The sequence below is a fragment of the Streptomyces sp. IBSBF 2435 genome, from assembly GCF_036815005.1.
Taxonomy (GTDB): Bacteria; Actinomycetota; Actinomycetes; order Streptomycetales; family Streptomycetaceae; genus Actinacidiphila.
Genome location: NZ_JAJSYW010000006.1, coordinates 1 through 17,438, shown reverse-complemented (window position 1 = coordinate 17,438; position 17,438 = coordinate 1). Strand labels below are relative to the sequence as shown.

12 protein-coding genes are annotated in these 17,438 nt (G+C 70.2%); 7 read left to right on the top strand and 5 right to left on the bottom strand.

Going from position 1 to position 17,438, the window contains the following annotated elements; all coding sequences use genetic code 11:
- Positions 1-32: 32 nt before the first annotated feature.
- Complete coding sequence (locus tag V7E46_RS02345; protein WP_333766829.1) at positions 33-1,094, top strand: LLM class flavin-dependent oxidoreductase; 1,062 nt, start codon at positions 33-35, stop codon at positions 1,092-1,094.
- A gap of 288 nt (positions 1,095-1,382) precedes the next feature.
- Here V7E46_RS02345 and V7E46_RS02340 read toward each other — a convergent pair whose 3' ends face one another.
- The gene (locus V7E46_RS02340; RefSeq protein ID WP_333766828.1) at positions 1,383-2,576 is read right to left on the bottom strand and encodes a spore photoproduct lyase family protein; all 1,194 of its coding nucleotides are present in this window, start codon (positions 2,574-2,576) and stop codon (positions 1,383-1,385) included.
- 499 nt (positions 2,577-3,075) lie between these two features.
- Positions 3,076-4,776 (bottom strand): serine/threonine-protein kinase, encoded by a 1,701-nt coding sequence (locus V7E46_RS02335; RefSeq protein ID WP_333766827.1) that lies wholly within the window; start codon positions 4,774-4,776, stop codon positions 3,076-3,078.
- A gap of 367 nt (positions 4,777-5,143) precedes the next feature.
- Here V7E46_RS02335 and V7E46_RS02330 point away from each other — a divergent pair, with 367 nt between their 5' ends.
- The 3 genes from V7E46_RS02330 (at position 5,144) to V7E46_RS02320 (ending at position 8,573) form a co-directional block, all read left to right on the top strand.
- Positions 5,144-6,385 (top strand): alginate lyase family protein, encoded by a 1,242-nt coding sequence (locus V7E46_RS02330; protein WP_333766826.1) that lies wholly within the window; start codon positions 5,144-5,146, stop codon positions 6,383-6,385.
- An 83-nt stretch (positions 6,386-6,468) separates the two neighbouring features.
- Positions 6,469-7,245 carry a polysaccharide lyase family 7 protein gene (locus V7E46_RS02325; RefSeq protein ID WP_333766825.1) on the top strand — a complete coding sequence of 259 codons (777 nt, stop codon included), beginning with the start codon at positions 6,469-6,471 and terminating at the stop codon, positions 7,243-7,245.
- Positions 7,246-7,511: 266 nt separating this feature from the next.
- Positions 7,512-8,573, top strand: coding sequence for an aldo/keto reductase (locus V7E46_RS02320; protein WP_333766824.1), 1,062 nt, complete (start codon positions 7,512-7,514; stop codon positions 8,571-8,573).
- 104 nt (positions 8,574-8,677) lie between these two features.
- On the opposite strand, the gene V7E46_RS02315 is transcribed toward V7E46_RS02320, so the two are convergent.
- Together V7E46_RS02315 and V7E46_RS02310 are read right to left on the bottom strand one after the other, a co-directional pair.
- Positions 8,678-9,874, bottom strand: a complete 1,197-nt coding sequence (locus tag V7E46_RS02315; protein WP_333766823.1) for a glycoside hydrolase family 75 protein — start codon at positions 9,872-9,874, stop codon at positions 8,678-8,680.
- A 95-nt stretch (positions 9,875-9,969) separates the two neighbouring features.
- A complete protein-coding gene (locus tag V7E46_RS02310) occupies positions 9,970-11,325 on the bottom strand; it encodes a CBM35 domain-containing protein (protein ID WP_333766822.1) in 1,356 nt (451 codons plus the stop codon).
- Between the two features lie 1,222 nt (positions 11,326-12,547).
- Here V7E46_RS02310 and V7E46_RS02305 point away from each other — a divergent pair.
- Positions 12,548-13,681 (top strand): NADH:flavin oxidoreductase, encoded by a 1,134-nt coding sequence (locus tag V7E46_RS02305; RefSeq protein ID WP_333766821.1) that lies wholly within the window; start codon positions 12,548-12,550, stop codon positions 13,679-13,681.
- A gap of 500 nt (positions 13,682-14,181) precedes the next feature.
- On the top strand, positions 14,182-14,895 hold the full coding sequence (locus V7E46_RS02300) for a G1 family glutamic endopeptidase (RefSeq protein ID WP_333766820.1): 714 nt from the start codon (positions 14,182-14,184) through the stop codon (positions 14,893-14,895).
- Between the two features lie 249 nt (positions 14,896-15,144).
- On the opposite strand, the gene V7E46_RS02295 is transcribed toward V7E46_RS02300, so the two are convergent.
- Positions 15,145-15,546, bottom strand: a complete 402-nt coding sequence (locus V7E46_RS02295; protein WP_333766819.1) for a winged helix-turn-helix transcriptional regulator — start codon at positions 15,544-15,546, stop codon at positions 15,145-15,147.
- 101 nt (positions 15,547-15,647) lie between these two features.
- Between V7E46_RS02295 and V7E46_RS02290 the strand changes: the two genes are divergently transcribed.
- On the top strand, positions 15,648-16,499 hold the full coding sequence (locus V7E46_RS02290) for an alpha/beta fold hydrolase (protein ID WP_333766818.1): 852 nt from the start codon (positions 15,648-15,650) through the stop codon (positions 16,497-16,499).
- The last annotated feature ends 939 nt before the right edge of the window (positions 16,500-17,438 follow it).

The window sequence follows — 17,438 nt, the reverse complement described above, 5'->3', positions numbered from 1 at the left end:
GGTCTCAGGAATCTCACGGAAAGGCCCACGACGTGTCCGCGAAAGACTACGGAATCTTCCTGCCCATCGGGAACGGGGGATGGATGCTGTCCACGACGGCGCCGCACCCCGAGGCGAGCTACGCGTGGAACAGACGCGCGGCCCTGCACGCGGAGAGCATCGGTCTCGACTTCATCATGTCGATGGCGAAGTGGCGCGGCTTCGGCGGGACCACCGACCACTGGGGCCGCTCGCTGGAGTCGCTGACGATGATGTCGGCCCTCGCCGAGGCCACCACCCGGGTCAGGATCTGGGCCACCCTGCACGCGAACGTGCACAATCCCGCGATCGCGGCGAAGATGCTCACCACTCTCCAGGACATCTCCGGCGGCAGGGCCGGCCTGAACATCGTCAACGGCTCCTACGCGGGGGAGTTCGAGCAGTTCGGCGTCTGGGATCCCGACCTCGGCCACGCGGACCGCTACCGGATGACGGAACTGTGGACGGAGGCGGTCTGCCGGCTGTGGACCGAGCCCTCGGTCACCATGCGCACGCCGTACTTCGACCTTGTCGACTGCGCGTCGCGCCCGCATCCGGCGATCCGTCCGACCCTGATCAGCGCGGGCAAGTCCGCGGACGCGCGCCGCTTCCAGGCCCGGCACGCCGACGGCGCCTTCCTCGCCGCCGAGAGTCTCGACGAGATGAGGACCCTCTCGGCGGACGTCCATGCCCGGGCGAAGGCCAACGGCCGCGTCTGCAAGACCTACTCGATGCTCACCGTCGTCCAGGACACGACCGACGAGCTGGCCGCGAGGAAGGTGAAGGCGTGGGGCGAGGGAGTCGACCGCGAGGCCCTCGCCCTCATGCGCAGGACCTGGGGAGTACCCGAGGACCAGGCCCGCGCGTGGGCCGCGGGTGCCACCGGCGAGGCGGCGTTCCAGACCGCCTACGTCGCCGGTTCTGCGCGGACGGTCACCGAGCACATCGAGTACATCGTGCGCGAAGCCGATCTGGACGGGCTCATGCTGATCTTCCCGGAGTACGACGAGGACATGCTGCTGTTCGGCGAGACCGTACTGCCCGCCCTGCGCGCCCACGACGAGGCGTCGCCCTGACGTCCGACCGCCGAGGGGATCAGCGCCTCGCCCGGTCCGGCCGTGACCGGCACCCGCAAGAACGTCGCGAGCCGGCGTCAGCGGCTGTGCGGCGTCGCCTGCAGCACAGACTGTGTGAAGAACGAGGTGAGCTCCCGGTCGCCGACAGCACCAGGACGTGTGCGGTGTCCTGGTCGGGGCGCACGACGACGACGGCAGGTGCGGGGCGATCTCCTGGCGCTCCACCGCCGCGGGCTGCCCGCTCCCACAGGGGTTGGTGGAGGACTCACCATGACCGTCATGAATCTCCTAGAAGGCGTAGCGGACGCGGAGCCAGGGGGCGCGGGCGGCGATGAGTTCGCCGAGCCGGGTGACCGCGGCCTGCTTCACCGGAGCGCGGTAGCGGAGGTTGGTGGCGCCGTTCTGCGAGCGTTTGGCCTCCTGGGCGGACGGCTGCCACAGGACGTCCTCGGCGCGTGGATGCCATCCCAGGTTGACCTCGTGGAGATCCTCGTTGTGCGTCAGTATGATCACCTCCGCCGCGGCCTGGGCCTTGACAGCCCTGGGTAGCACGTCGTCCATCTGCCGGAGCAGCTCTCCCCAGGCGGTCTCCCAGCCTGGCCGCAGGACGACAGGTGAGAGGTTGAAGTGCACCTCGTAGCCCGCCTCAAGGAGGCCGTCGGCCGCCGCGATGCGGTCGGCCACCGGACTGGTGCGGATGTCCAGCAGGCGGGAATCGTCCTGGGGCATCACCGACAGCCGCACCCGCGTCCGCCCGCGGGGGTCGTAGCCGAGCAGGGCCGGGTTGACGTACTTCGTGGCGAACGACGCTTTCGCGGTGGGCCAGTGGCGGAAAGCGGCGACGAGGTCGAGGGTGTTGTCGCAGATCAGGGCATCGGCGGAGCAGTCGCCGTTCTCGCCGATGTCGTAGACCCACGCCCGTGGGTCGCACTGGTTGGCGTCCCGTTTGTGGCCCTGGCGCGCGATGTGGCGGCCGAGATGGCCGATGACATCCCCGGGATTCGTGAAGACGGTGATCGGGTTCGCGTACCCTTTGCGCCGCGGCACGTAGCAATACGCGCAGGCCATCGTGCAGCCGTTGGAAAGGCCGGGAGCGATCCAGTCGGCGGAGCGCCCGTTGGGGCGGACGGTGAACGTCTTGCGCACCCCCAGCACCAGCACCTCGGCCTTCACCCGTACCCAGCGGCCGATGTTCCCCTCGTTGCCGTGCAGGTGCGGAATCCGCCAGTGCGAGGCGACCTCGACGACCCGGGCTCGCGGGAAGCGGGCCAGGATCTCGCTACCCCGCACCGAGGCCGCGGCCTCGGGCTCCGTGTGGATCTCGCGCACGTCCAGCAGTCCGCGAGCGGGCGAAAAATGCGGGAGCGGCGCAGGATGCCGGGCTGCCGGGTCGAGATCATCCGGGCCGAAGAGCGCGTCGGGCTGCGGCTCATCAGAGCTGGGCTTCACACGAGACCCCGAGGCCGGTTGAGTAGTTCGCATGCCATGCCCGCAGGTGCGGAACGAGCGGGGACGCGCGTGGGCCGACCGTCCGGTTTCCCACCGACCGGTGCCCCTGCGCCGCTCACGACGCCTGCCCGCCGCTCGCGACTGCCTGGTCGCGCTGACCGGCCTGCGCAGGCGCGAAAAGCACTCCTGCCCTGTACACGGATGCCCTCACGTGATCACCTTACGTCGCCGGCCGTGTCGACCGTGTCGACCGGAGAGTCTCCTGATCTGATCGGGCCGCTCCGCGACCTGGAGCAGTTCCAGTGGTTCGTCCGCTCGCACCCGGAAACCGGCCCATCCGCCCCAAGCTGCGGCCAGCGGCTCCGCGGGGAGGAAGTCGCCCCGAGGGCGGGCCGGGAGGCGTTCCCGGGCCGGTTGCAGCGGCTGCTGCCGCGGGCCGGTGGCCTGACAGGAGCTGCGCCGGCCGTCCTGCCCCTGTGGCCAGGTGGCCGGAAGACGACGGACCGCGTCCTCGGTGACCTCCGCCCGTCTGCTACCGCCGGGTGAGGGTGGTGGGAGCCCCGAGGCCCTGCGAGCCGGGGAGGAGCTGGAGCGTGCCGCCGGCCATGCTCAGTACATAGGAGTGGTTGATCCGGCAGACCTGCGAGGAGTCCGGGTCCGTCGGGCGCGGGTTGCCCGCGGCGAACGTCATGGTGCCTGCGTCCATCGTCTTCAGCCACAGGTCCTCCGTGCAGCCGTCGTTCTCGCCGGTGTCCTGATCGTGGACGTCGCTCACCTGCCGGCCGACCAATTCGTTGAGCCGGCCCGCGTGCAGCGTCAGGGTGATCTTGTAGCTGTCAGTGTGCTGTGCGAGGGAGTAGTTGCCGTTCGGGTTGCCCGGGCCGGTCCCGGCCCAGGTGCCCACCCAGGAGGCGGGCAGTGCACTCGGATCGCTGTTCCGGCCGTCAGCGGACGGGGAACCCGAGGCCCCGGTGCCGCCGCTCGAACCGGCGTGGTCCGAGCCGGCTCCCAGCAGATGTACCAGGAGCCCCGTCAGCGCGGCAGCGGCCAGCACACCCACCGCGGCGAACGGCACGATCCCGCGCCGGGCCGGCCACCGCAGCTTCGGCGGCAGCACCGGCCCTGCCGTGTCCCGGCCGGCGAGGTCGTCCTCCGACGCAGGATCCGGACCCGCTGTCGGAACGGGTCCTCCCCGGCGGGCCGGGGAGTCGCGGGCGGTCCGTGTCACGGCGTCCGGGGACGGAACCAGCGGGACGCCGGTTGGCCGACGCGGCGTGTCGTGCCGGGTGACGACCCTGGCGGAAGGTGCCGGGGACACGACGCCCGTGTCGCCCAGCGCCGCCAACATGTCCGCCTCCCGCAGCGCCAGTTCCGCCGGGAGGCCCGGAGGCTGCCGTTGCGCCCAGAGTGCCGCCGACAGGTTCGGCCCGGCGAGCAGCTCCGCGGCAGCCCGGGCCGTCGGGCGGTCCTCGGGCCGTTTGGCCAGACAGGCCCGCATCAACGGCAGCAGCGCCTCAGGCACCCCGTCCAGGCCGGGTTCCTCGTGGACCACGCGGTACAGCAGCGCCGCCGAGGCGTTCTCACCAGGCCGGCTGAACGGACCGCGTCCGGTGGCCGCGTAGACCAGGACGGCGCCCAGCGCGAAGACGTCACCGGACTCCGTCGACATGCCCTCGGTGGCCTGCTCGGGCGCCATGTAGCCCGGCGAGCCGATCACGCCGCCGGTACTGGTGAGCCGGGAGTCCTCCGCGGCGCGGGCGATGCCGAAGTCGATGAGCAGCGGCCGGGTTGCAGCCAGCAGCACGTTGGAGGGCTTGACGTCCCGGTGGGCCAGGCCCGTCTGGTGCACCGCCTGGAGCGCCCCGCACAGCTCGGCGGCCAGTGCCGTCAGGCTCTCCGGGGGCAGCGGTCCGTGCCCGGCCACCCAATCGGCCAGCGACGGCGCGGCCACGTACTCGGTGGCCAGCCACGGCGGGCGGGCGCCGGCCGGCGAGAAGTCGACCACTGTGACCGTCCAGGGCGAGCGCACCCGGTCGGCGTGCCGGATCTCGCGGGCGAAGCGCTCCCCGAAAGCCGGGTCGAGCCCTAACTCGGACCGCACGGTCTTCAGGGCGATCGGCCGTCCGGCCCGGGTATGCGACAGGTACACCTGGCCCATGCCCCCGGCCCCCAGCCGTCGCAGCAGCGGGTACCCCCCGACCGACGCAGGATCGGTCGCCTCCAGGCTCTCCATGGCCGAAGTCTACGAGGGCCGGCCCTGCCGAGGAGCCCGCTACCCGCATCCGGCGGCTCGCCGGGAGGACGACTCCTCTCCTGACGGGGCTGGGCCGGATGATCCGGGCCGCCTGCGAGCAGCGGCGCACCCTCAGGCCACCGGCGGGCCCTCCGCCAGCCCCGGCCCCGCTCGACGGCCCGCCGGTTCCTCCGGCGGGCCGCTCGCCTGCTCCGGCCGAGTACCGGTGGGTGCTTGCCATCTCTGGTCTAGACCTTGACGAGCGCTCAGCTGTGACCGTACCGTCCGGACCAACGTCTTCACAACCTGGACCGTCGTTCACATATGCGATTCCGCGTGAAGATCGACCAACGGAAGGCATCCCCCCATGCGCCTTGGAGCCCTACCCCGTCTAGTAAGCCTGTCCGCCGCCCTCGGTGCGGTGAGCGCCGCTGTCGTCACGGCGCCGGCGTCCGCTTCACCGGCCCCCACGCCGAATGCCGCTGTCCGGTCCACCGCAAAGGCCGCGGCCGTCGCCCCCTCACCCGCCGTCTTCAGCCACCCGGGGGTGAACCTCAGCACCGCGCAACTCGACTTCGTACGCGCCAAGGTCCAGGCCGGCGCGCAGCCCTGGAAGGCCGCGTACGACGCGATGACGGCGAGCTCGTACGCCTCACTGTCCCGAACCCCCAAGCCCCGCGCGACCGTCGAGTGCGGCCCCACCTCCAACCCGAACCTCGGCTGCACGGACGAGCGCGAGGACGCCATCGCCGCGTACACCGACGCGCTCGCCTGGTACATCAACCGCGACGACCGCTACGCCCAGAAGTCCATTCAGATCATGGACGCCTGGTCCGCGACCATCAAGAACCACACCAACGACAACGCCCCGCTCCAGACCGGCTGGTCGGGCTCCTCGTGGCCCAAGGCCGCGGAGATCATCAAAACCGTGCACGGCAACTGGGCCGAGTCCGCCCGCTTTTCGACCATGCTCCGCACCGTCTACCTCCCGCTGGTCGTCAACGGGTCCAACCGGACCGGCAACTGGGATCTCACCATGCTGGAGGCGGCGGTCAGCATCTCCGTCTTCCTGGACGACCACGCCGGCTACGACACGGCGATCGGCCACTACCTGGAGCGCGTACCCGCCTTCGTCTACCTCTCCTCGGACGGGGCACTGCCCAAGACCGTGGCCAGCCAGCACCTCACCACGAGGGACCAGATCGTCGGCTTCTGGTTCGGCGCCGGCACGTTCACCACCGGCATCACCCAGGAGACCTGCCGGGACTTCACCCACACCGGATACGGCATCTCCTCCATCTCGCACGTACTGGAGACCGCCCGCATCCAAGGCCAGGACCTCTACCCCCAGGTCGGCGAACGACTGCGGCAGGCGCTGGGCTTCCAGTCGAAGTACGAGCTCGGCGCGGCCGTCCCGTCCAGCGTGTGCGGCGGGAGCGTCACGCGCGGACTCGGCCCGATCACCGAGGTCGGGTTCAACACCCTCAACACCCTGCACGGGGTCGCGATGGCCAACACCCAGACGCTGACCGAACAGCAGCGCCCTTCGGGCAGCAACAACCTGTTCGTCGCCTGGGAGACCCTCACCAACGCGCAGAACCCCAACTGATCCGCGACCAGCCGGCACGATCCCGCACTCATCTGACGCAGGTCTGGTTCACACTGGTGAACTCAGATCGGAAGGGCACCCCCATGAAGATCCGTTCCAAAGTGCTCGCGGCCGCCACCGCGGTGGGCATATCCGCCACGGTCGGCCTGCTGGGCGGCACCGCCCAGGCCGCCGATCCGACGAAGGCGCCCGGCGGGAACTTCGACCTCGGCGTGTGGCAGTTGCAGGAGCCGGTCGGCTCCCCCGGCTCGCCCACCACGATCTCCTCGTCCCGCCTCCAGGGCGCCGACGGCTTCCAGGACTCGTACTTCTACACCGACACCCGCGACGGCGCGATGACGTTCTGGGCACCCGAGAAGGGCGTCACCACGCCCAACTCCAACTACGCGCGGTCCGAACTGCGGGAGATGAACCGCAGCGGCAGCGCGGCCGACTGGTCGCTCAGCGGCAGCCACAAGATGAGCGCGACCCTGCGCGTGGTGTCGGTGACCTCCAACGTCTGTGTCGGCCAGATCCACCTGGGCTCGGGCGGCTCCTCCACCAAGCCGCTGATCGAGCTGTACTACCACTCCAACGGCGACATCGTCGCGGGCGTCGAAAACTCGCCGGACGGCGGCCAGACCACCCACACCGTGGGCCACGTCGCGATCGGCAAGACGTGGACGTACACGATTGCCGTCTCGGCCGGCGCGTCGATCGACGTGACGGTCAACGGCAGCGTCACGCACTACCCGATCGCGTCGGGCTTCAAGGCCTACAAGCAGTACTTCAAGGCCGGCTCGTACAACCAGTCCTCCTCGGACAGCACCACCAAGGGCGCGCGCGTCGCCTTCTACGGTCTGACGGTCGCCCACAGCTGAACGACCAGCCGCCGCCACGGACGGACGTCCCCGCGCACAAGGGCCCTGGGACGTCCGTCCCCTCAGCCGGTTCGGGCCTGGCGAGCGCCCCTGCCCGCAGAACGAGCCCCGGCGTGATGCGGCAGGCAACTCTCCCCGCCGGGCACGCGGCCGACGGTGCTCTCCGCCGCCCGGGCCACGGCTCGCCGGTGGGCGGTCATGATTCGACGGGGCGTCAGAGGTAGGTTTCCCAGGGATCAGTCGGTATACGGAAGAAGGCAGAAGACGTGGGACTCGACTCCTACCGCACCCTGGGCCGTTCCGGTCTGCGGGTCAGCCCGCTCGCCTTGGGCGCGATGACGTTCGGCGACGCCAGCTGGGGCGCCGACACCGAGACCTCGCACAGCATCATCGACCGCTACCTGGAAGCGGGCGGGAACTTCCTCGACAGCGCCAACGGGTACAACGAGGGCAAGTCCGAGGAGACCATCGCCGGCTACCTCGCCCTGCACCCCGGCCTGCGGGACCGCCTGGTCCTGGCCACGAAGTTCGGGGGGAACATGTTCCCCGGCGACCCCAACGGCGGCGGCGCCGGCCGCAAAGCGATCATGCAGCAGGTCGAGGCGTCACTGCGCCGTCTCGGCACCGACTACATCGACCTCTACTGGCAGCACAACTTCGACCGTCACACCTCGATCGAGGAGACGATGTCGACCCTGGACGACCTGGTGCGCGCGGGCAAGATCCGCTACATCGGGCTCTCCGACACCTTCGCCTGGGAGGTCGCCCGGGCCGGCACCATCGCCGAATTCCGCGGCTGGTCACCGGTGGCCGCCATCCAGGTCGAGTACTCCCTGCTGCAGCGCACCGTCGAAGGCGAACTCTTCGGCGTCGCCCGCGAGCTGGGCCTCGGCGTCACCCCCTGGAGCCCGCTGGCCGGCGGAGTGCTCTCGGGCAAGTACTCGCGTGAGAATTCCGCGCCGGAGGGATCGGGCCGCGCGCAATCGGCCGCCGCCCACCTCAACGAGTCCACCTTCTCGCTGCTGGACGTCCTGCAGCGCATCGCCTCCGACCTGAAGGCCTCCGTCGCCGCCGTGGCGCTCGCATGGGTACGGGCTCGGGCGGAGGTCACGTCCACCATCATCGGCGCCCGCACGGTCGAGCAGCTCGACGCCAACCTGGCGTCCCTGGATGTCACCGTCCCGGACGAGCAGCTCACCGAACTCACCGCGCTGACCGCGCCGAAGCTCGACTTCCCCGCCGATTTCGTCAGCGGCGTCGCGGTCTCGTGGCAGCAGGGCGGAACGACTGTCAACGGCGTCGCGTCCGAGCCGTTCGCGCGCCCCTGACCGGCGCCTCCGGGGTGATGGGGGGGGGGGGGGGGGCCCCCCCCCCCCCCCCCCCCCCCCCCCCCCCCCCCCCCCCCCCCCCCCCCCCCCCGGGCAGTCGGTCCTCAGAGGACGATGCGGTCGAGGTTGGGCGCTCCGGCCGAGGGGTTGGAGAACTTGATGGTGTTGCTGCCGGCCTTGAGCTTGACGGTGACGTTCTTGGTGACCACGGTGTTGTAGTCCGGTGTCTCGGGGAAGCTGACGGTCTGCGCGGTGCCGTTGACGGTGACGACGGCGGTACGGGCCTGGCCCACACTCATGAAGGAGACGCTCATGGTGTAGCTGCCCGCCGCCGGCTCGGAGACGTTGGTGAACGTCGCCGTACCACCGTTGCCCAGATAGCTGAGCTTCTTACCACCCGAGCAGTGCGCGCAACTGGTGACCGTCGTACCACCGGCCAGAGTCGCCGCCTCGGCCTCGTACGACGTGTTCCCGCCACTCGGCGGAGGCGTCGTCGGCGGCGGACTCGTCGGAGGAGTGCCCCCGTTCAGGCTTGCGCCGAGGCTGTCCAGGGCCGTCTGGACCAGGGCCTGGGTGTTGTCGTTGAGGTTGGCGTTCGTGCCGTTCACGACCCAGGACGAACCGGAGAACATCACCACGGTCACGCCGTTGTCCACGCCGCCGGTGGTGCCGCTGCTGGGGATGCCGAGCAGCTGGGCCGCCTTCACGGACGCCTCGCCCAGTTCACGGGAGTCGTTGTCCGAGGTGGTCTGGTCGTTCGCGGTCTGCGTGTCGCCGAAGATCGAGCCGATGACGTTGCCGTTGTAGAACATCAGCGCGAACTGCCGGCCGGACATGCCGTGTTCCTTGTAGAAGAAGTGCGGGCAGGGCGACGTACGGTCCCAGCAGTCGTCGCCCAGCACGTAGAACGGCACATGGTGCGCGCCCAGGGCCTTGCCGTTGCTGTCTTCCCAGGTCGTCTCGCCCTGGTGGTCGGGATCGGGATCGGAGTCGCTGCCGTCGGTGTCGATGGCCATACCGGAGCTGTAGGAGTAGACGCCCGGCGCGACCTGGTACACGTTGACGTTCTGCGCGCGCGTCATGGTGTTGATGTGGGGTTTGGTGTTGACCTGGTTCGCGGCCGTGGATTTCGCCTGGATGCCGGCCAGTACCTGGGCGGGCGTGTACGAGGTCGCGGCAGCCGAACCCGGCGTGGCAGCGGCGGGCTTCGTTGCGGCGTCGGCGTTCCCTATGGCGAGCGGGACGGCGAGCGCGAGAGCCGCGGCGGCTGCCATGGCGAGGCGCACGTGGTTCGATCTCATGGTGGGCGGGGTTCTCCTTTTGTCGTTAGTAAAGCTTCTTAACAGATCGACGCGGCGATGACCCGCGTGGCGCGGAGCCGAGGCCGACGTCGTTGTCAGACGACGATGCGGTCCAGATTGGGCGCTCCGGCGGACGGGTTGGAGAACTGGATGGTGTTCCCGGAGCCGGCCTTGAGGGTGACGGTGACCGCCTTGGTCACGACGGTGTTGTAGTCCGGTGTCTCGGGGAAGCTGACGGTCTGCGCGGTGCCGTTGACGGTGACGACGGCGGTACGGGCCTGGCCCACACTCATGAAGGAGACGCTCATGGTGTAGCTGCCCGCCGCCGGCTCGGAGACGTTGGTGAACGTCGCCGTACCACCGTTGCCCAGATAGCTGAGCTTCTTACCACCCGAGCAGTGCGCGCAACTGGTGACCGTCGTACCACCGGCCAGAGTCGCCGCCTCGGCCTCGTACGACGTGTTCCCGCCACTCGGCGGAGGCGTCGTCGGCGGCGTGGTCGTACCGCCGGTGATCTTGTTGAAGATCCGGGAGTAGGCGTATCCGGTGCCCTTGTCGTAGCTGTCGACCTCCCAGAAGGACAGCTCCTGGACCCCGTTGGCGGCGGCGAAGGTCTCCAGCGTGGTGGCGTTGGCCTGGGTGAAGTTCTCGTTGTCGTCGTTCTTGCCGGCGATCGGGGTGAGGCCGATGCGTGCGTACGCCTGTGCGGTGGAGATGCCGTACAGGCTCGCGAGCTGCGTCGCGGTGCCCTTGGCCGCGGACAGGGCGTCGTTGAGGGCGTTCTCGCCGTCCCCGAAGTCCATGGTCATGATGTTGACGAGGTTGACCTTGACGCCCTTGCTCTTGGCGTCCTTGAGCAGGTTCAGCGTGTCGGATTCCAGGCCGGACGGGTCGACGGCGAGGGTGTAGTCGACTTCGACGTTCGGGTTCTGGGCCTGGAGGGCCGCCAGAGCCTGGTTGCGCCGGGCGTTGGCCGCGGTGTTGCCGAGAGTGCCGCCTTCGATGTCGAAGTCGAGCCGGGTGATGCCGTAGGTGTCGACCACACTGGCGTAGGCGGCGGTCAGCGACGAGACGGACGTGCACGTCTGGGCCAGTTCTCCGCCCTCCGCGCCGCCGAAGGAGATGATGACGTTGCCGCCGGCGGCCTTCAGGGTGTTGACCTGAGAGGTGAATGCCCCCAGGGCGCTGTTGCCGGCCTCCCACTGCGGAGTACAGCCGGACTTGGGGATGAGGAAGGCCAGGGTGTAGTCCTTCAGCCCGGTGGCCTTCATGTCGGCCGCCATGTCACCGGCGGTGCCGCTGGAAAGCTCCAGGTACGGTGCGGCGTAGTGGGCCGGGAACGCGTTCGCTGCCTGTGAACTGGCGCTGGCGGTCGCGTTGATGCCCATCGCCACCGCTGCTACCGGCAGCGCGGTGGCGACAAGCCCCTTGGTGAGTCGTGACCATCTCACAGATGTCCTCCAGGTGAGGTCGGGACGGGGCACGCCCCGGGGGCCGGCTCCCGGGGCGTGTCGCGGGGTCCGGAGCTGTGCGGTGCGGACGATCCGGGGGAGCCGGCGGGAGGCAGTGTGCCGACGTGGGGGGAACTGCAGGATCCGGCGCCTCGACGGAGCCGTTGAGCTGTCGCACGGAGTTCGGGAGAGCGTCTTGAGCCGAGTCGAGCTGACGTGTGCGCAGGAAGCAACGCGGGGCCGGGCGTTGCGGAGTTGACCCCGCGGCGCCCGCAGTCAATCCCTCCCGGGCAGCACCCGTCAAGAAGTTGGGAAGGAAAGTTTCCTAATAGTCTTTGCCCCACCACTGCGACCCGAGGGCGCCTCGACCCGACGCGGCCCTTGAGGGCGGATGCCTGTGGTCGCCGGGAGTACGCCGCGGCTCCCCGGATTCCGCAGGCAGGAGGGCGTACGGAAAGCGCCGGTCGGCCGGCCGGGACTCCGGGCGGCTGATCCTCGACCTGGGTCCGGCTCCCGCGTCCGCCACAGAACCTCCGGCGGGAGTCGCATCCACGGCAGGACGACCGGCGAGCACCGCGGAGAGTTCGTTCATGCGGATGAAGTTCACTCAGCCCCTTGACCGCACCAGGGGCTCGGGAAGATCCTGGGCGGCGAACACGACAGGAAAGTTTCCTTACCGTTGCCCGGGCGTCTCGTCCGGGGCACGTGCGGGGCCAATCGCGATCCCACCTCCTACCCCGAGGAGCTGACACAGCCTGTGACAGGGTCATGCGCCCATGCGCACTGGGTGTCGGGCATGACTGCGATCCCGTAGCCGTGGAGCCCGGGTGAGCCGGTCGCCTCCCAGCCGTCCCAGGCGACTTCGAAGTCGTCGACCTGGTGCCGCGGGCCGCCGGGATCCTCGCCTCCCGCGCCGGTCTGAAGTCGGGGCAGGCCTGGCCCCCAGCGGCGTCCGGCCGACCACGCAGACCGACGGCAGCCTCGTCCTGTCCGTGGTCAGGTCCGGGCAGCCTGCTGGTACGCACCGACATCGGGCGGGGCGGGGTGCCCGCCGCCGTCTTCGCCGTGGGCGCGGCCTTTACGGCGGAGTGGCCGGGATCACACCACGGCGCGGTGCGCCGGCGGAATGCGACGGCGGCGCGAGGGGTTGACGCACGCGCGCTGTTCAATGCGCGTGCATGTGTCAATGGGTCCCGTCTGTCAACGTCCAGGAGCTCCGCGTATGGTCCCCGCCGCATCCCAGTCTCCCTCTGCGTCACGCGCCGCGCAGATCCTGTCGCGGCCGGTCGCGATCAACGGGCTGACCGTGCCGAACCGCATCGCGATGGCCCCGATGACCCGGCAGTTCTCACCGGGCGGGGTGCCGGGCGAGGACGTGGTCTCGTACTACGCACGGCGGGCGGCGGCCGGCGTGGGACTGATCGTCACCGAGGGGACATACGTCGGGCACGCGTCGGCGGGCAACAGCGACCGGGTGCCGCGCTTCGACGGCGAACAGCAGCTGGCGGGCTGGGCGAAGGTCGCAGAGGGGGTGCACGCGGCGGGCGGGACCATCGTGCCCCAGCTGTGGCACATCGGCCTCGTACGCAGGGCCGGCGAGCCGCCGTTCGCCGACGCGCCCTCCGTCGGCCCGAGCGTCCGACTCGACGGCGACGAGGAGCACGGTACGGCCATGACGCGGGGAGACCTCGACGACGTGATCGCCGCCTTCGCCCGAGCGGCGGCCGCTGCCGAGCGGATCGGCTTCGACGGCGTCGAACTCCACGGTGCCCACGGCTACTTGATTGACCAGTTCCTGTGGTCCGGCACCAACCGACGCACCGACGCGTACGGCGGCGACCCGGTCGCCCGCACGAAGTTCGCCGCCGAGATCGTCGCGGCCGTGCGGGACGCGGTCTCTCCGGCCTTCCCCGTCATCTTCCGCTACTCCCAGTGGAAGTCGGGCGCTTACGACGCACGGCTCGCCGACACCCCCGAGCAGCTCGCGGCCGTCCTCACCCCGCTCGCCGACGCCGGCGTCGACGCCTTCCACGCCTCCACCCGCCGCTACTGGCTCTCCGAGTTCGCCGGCTCCGGCCTCAACCTCGCGGGCTGGACCAAGAAGCTCACCGGGAAGACCTCCATCACCGTCGGCTCCGTCGGCCTCGACGGCGAGTTCATCCGCGCCTTCGCGGGCGAGGGCGCCCCCGTCAAGGGCATCGACGACCTCCTGGACCGCCTCGAATCCGACGAGTTCGATCTCGTCGCTGTCGGCCGCGCCCTCCTCCAGGACCCCCAGTGGGCGGCGAAGGTCCTCGCCGGCCGCTTCGACGAGCTCCAGCCCTACGACGGCTCCGCCCTGAAGACCCTGACCTGAGCGGGCGGCCCCCTCCCTCCTCCGCGGGCAATCCGGCGGGGGCCGAACGCCCCATCCGGGCAGGGCATGTGGCATGTTGATACCCGTGGATCATGCCATCGTCCCGGTCGCGTTTCCGTACCGTGGGGCGGGCGGTCCCCGCCGGGGCGTCGATTCGGGCGAGGGTCCCGTGAGCGTCGGGGGCCATCCGGGGCCCGCGCTGCGCGGACGTTCACGAGCGCTATTCGCGTAAGTGGTCGGTACGGCCGGAGGGTTGAGCCCGTTTGACGGGGAAGTCCCGTCCATCCACCCCCGCCCGGATGCCGTGTCCGGCACCGACAGCGTCCGGGGTCGGTGTCAAGGTCTCTTTCGGGCACGGCGGTTCAGCTGCGCGCGCGCCGCCCCGCATCGCCTTATTGACAGGTTCATGGCGGTCAGTGATTCTGTACTGCCGCCCCAAGTTCCCCACACGGGCCAGGGTCGGCGCATCGAGCATTCTGTTCCCCCACGAAGGAGCCAGCATGCGCAGATTCCTGACCCGTGTCGCCCCCGTTGCGGTAGCGGTGGCGGCCCTTGCCGCTCCCGCCGTGCCGGCCGGCGCGGCGGCTGCACCGGGACTGTCCTTCCGCCCTCTGCACTACAACACCAACGGCTACAACTGGGGCGGGTACGCCGCCACGGGCAGCGGCTTCACCTCGGTCTCGGCGGCCTGGACCGAAGCGAACGCGACCTGCAACTCCACCGACGACCTCTACGCGCCCTGGGTCGGCATCGACGGGTACGGCTCGTCTACCGTGGAGCAGACCGGGGTGGCGACCGACTGCTCCAGCGGCAGTCCCGTGCACCAGGCCTGGTACGAGATGTACCCGGCGAACCCGGTCTACCTGAGCCGCAGTTCGTACCCGGTGTCGGCCGGCGACCGCATCACCGCCTCGGTGACCTACGCCGGAAGCAGCAAGTACACCCTGAAACTGACCTCCTCGCGTGGCTGGACCTACAGCACGTCCAAGTCCCTCTCCTCCCAGCGGACCAGCGCCGAGGTCATCATCGAGTCGCCGACCGGGGCCTACCCGAACTTCGGCACCCTCAACTTCACCTCGGCCACTATCAACGGAAGCTCTCTCGGATCCTTCGGCCCGGTCGCGCTCGACCCGTCGAACGGCGCCTACGAGGCCCGGACCGGCGCGCTCGGCTCCGGCGGCACCAGCTTCAGCGAAACGTACCTGCGGGAGTAGCCGCACCGGCGCTGGGGCGCCCGCACGCCCCAGCGCACGCGGGCTCCGTACCGCACGGCGGCCGGGACGGCCGGGGGGCGCGGCGGATTCACCACCGAGCCGCACCATGCTGGTGAGCAGGGCCAGCAGGCCGGGTCGATCGTGGTGGCGGCAGGGCGGCGACTCGCGCGGTTCGGACCCGTGCTGAGGATGTTCGCGTGTCCCGCATTCGGCAAGCGGCCGTGACCGTCGCTCCTCCCGGCGAGGAAGTCAGGCCCCGGCGAGCCGGTTGTTGCGGTCGATCTCGGGCATGTGCGTCTCGGCCCAGACCCGCAGGGCGGAGAGCGGGCTCTCGAGGGACAGGCCGAGCTCGGTGAGCCGATAGTGGACGGCGGGCGGCACCGTGGGCTCCACGCGGCGCGCGACCAGGCCGTCACGGACCAGACTCTGCAGCGTGACAGACAGCATCTTCTGCGAGATGCCCGGAACGCGTCGCCGAAGTTCCGCGAACCGGAGTTCGCCGGGATCCGTCTCGGCCAGCACCTTGACCACCATCGACGTCCACTTGGTGCCGATACGGTCGAGCAACCGGCGGGTCGGGCAGCTCGGGTCCAGCAGATCACCGCGCTCACCCGGCCGCCGACCGGGTTCGCCGGGCACGGACGTGGTCACCCGGGGCTCACCACCTGAGGGGAAAGTGCCGTCTTGGAAGGACCAGGCTAGTTCCCTAGCGTGACCCTGTCACCATTCCTCACCACTCCCGGAGTCCTTCCGTGCCCGAACTGCGGCGTGTCCCCCTCAACGGTGTCGAACTCAACGTCGCCCTCGCCGGATCCGGCCCGGCCGTCTTGCTGCTGCACGGCTTTCCGCACACCTGGGAGCTGTGGACGGACATCATGGCCGACCTGTCCGACCGCTACCGCGTCATCGCGCCGGACCTGCGCGGATTCGGCGCGAGCAGCCCGGCTGCCTCCGGGTACGACGCCGGCACCCTGGCCGAGGATGCCGCAGCGCTTCTCACCGAACTCGGCGTGTCCCCGGCCGCCGTCGTGGGTATCGACGCGGGTGCCCCGGCGGCCTTCCTCCTCGCCCTGCGCCACCCCGGCCTCGTCCGACGCCTGGTCCTCATGGAGTCCGTGCTGGGCGGACTGCCCGGGGCCGAGGACTTCCTTGCCGGCGGGCCGCCGTGGTGGTTCGGCTTCCATACCGCCGCGCCCGGCCTCGCCGAGACCGTGCTGGAAGGCCACGAGGCCGCCTACATCGACTGGTTCCTGCACACCGGCACGCTCGGCGACGGAGTGCCCCCCGCCATCCGGGACGCCTTTGTCCACGCGTACACGGGCACTCACGCGTTGAGCCGCGCGTTCTCGTACTACCGGGCTCTGCCCGAAAGCGCGCTGCAGATCTCGCGGGCCGTCACCACCGCCCGCCTGGCGGTGCCGACAATGGCGCTGGGCGCACACCCTGTCGGCGCTGCGCTGGAACGCCAGCTCCGCCCCGTCGCCGACGACCTCACAGGACACGTCATCGAGGACTGCGGCCACATCATTCCCCTGCACCGACCGCGCGCCCTGCTCACGCTGTTGCATCCGTTCCTGGCCAGTGGGGACGCGATGGCAGCGTGACCGGGCCGGCCGCCGGGCGTCGGCGGCGAAGTTGAGGTCGGCCATGCGGCCGGCGCTCTGCGTGCCGTCGGGGTCGCTGGCGTTGCCGCAGTCCGACGGCGGGTCGGGTCATGGGGCGTCCTGTCCGCCGTCCTCTTCCCGCCGTCGGCGCTGGCCGCCGGCGTGTTCGCCCTGTCCAGCGACCATGCGACGAACTGCGTCGAGAGGGGTGGCGTCGCTGTTGGCGGCGGCGGGCAGATCCCGGCACCGTCCCTGATAGCCGACCAGGGGGTTGCCGGCGCGTGACGAATTCGAAAGCTGGCGGATCGCCGCCCGGCTGCCTGTGGGAGGAGGGCCGGGTCCTGGAGGAGAGGGCACCTCCCCTCAGCTTTCGGTGGAGGTTACCTCCGTCTCCAGCGCGCGGAAATCTATGTCGACTGGAGTAGACATTGGGTTCTGGTGTGGGTATGGTTTCTCTCGTAGCCAGAAGGACAGCAGGGCCTGGCAGAGACGAACTGCCGGGCAGCAGTACAGGTAGTCGCAGTTCGCAGGGCGGTACGGTGGTGGAGTTGCGGAGCCAGGGTTGTTGCAGGACGGCGACGGGACTGACGACCGGACCGGGTGGCCCGCAGTGATCAGGGGCCGCCGTGAGCAGTACCGCAGGTGCAGTATCCGCAAGTGCAGTGCGCAGTACCCAGCAGTGAAGTCACGTGAGCAGCACCTCGGTGAAGGCGTCGGCTGCGGACGCGCGCACCGGGAGGTTCGGCAGTGGGGTTCCAAGCCAGAGCAGACGCAGGACGGGCGACGGGGCTGGCTGCCGGAGAGTGGTGCTTCCACAGGCCACCGAACAGTACGAGTTGGACAAGTGAGTGATCCCAGAGGGAAGAACGGAGGAGCCCAAGCGCCATCAGGATCGCCCGGGCGGACGTCTTGAGCCCGGGTACCGCAGGACATCGATAG

Bases quoted from the DNA above. Each gene is read 5' to 3' on its own strand.
- V7E46_RS02340 (WP_333766828.1), bottom strand. From the start codon at position 2,576: ATGCGAACTACTCAACCGGCCTCGGGGTCTCGTGTGAAGCCCAGCTCT.
- V7E46_RS02335 (WP_333766827.1), bottom strand. From the start codon at position 4,776: ATGGAGAGCCTGGAGGCGACCGATCCTGCGTCGGTCGGGGGGTACCCG.
- V7E46_RS02330 (WP_333766826.1), top strand. From the start codon at position 5,144: ATGCGCCTTGGAGCCCTACCCCGTCTAGTAAGCCTGTCCGCCGCCCTC.
- V7E46_RS02325 (WP_333766825.1), top strand. From the start codon at position 6,469: ATGAAGATCCGTTCCAAAGTGCTCGCGGCCGCCACCGCGGTGGGCATA.
- V7E46_RS02315 (WP_333766823.1), bottom strand. From the start codon at position 9,874: ATGAGATCGAACCACGTGCGCCTCGCCATGGCAGCCGCCGCGGCTCTC.
- V7E46_RS02305 (WP_333766821.1), top strand. From the start codon at position 12,548: ATGGTCCCCGCCGCATCCCAGTCTCCCTCTGCGTCACGCGCCGCGCAG.
- V7E46_RS02300 (WP_333766820.1), top strand. From the start codon at position 14,182: ATGCGCAGATTCCTGACCCGTGTCGCCCCCGTTGCGGTAGCGGTGGCG.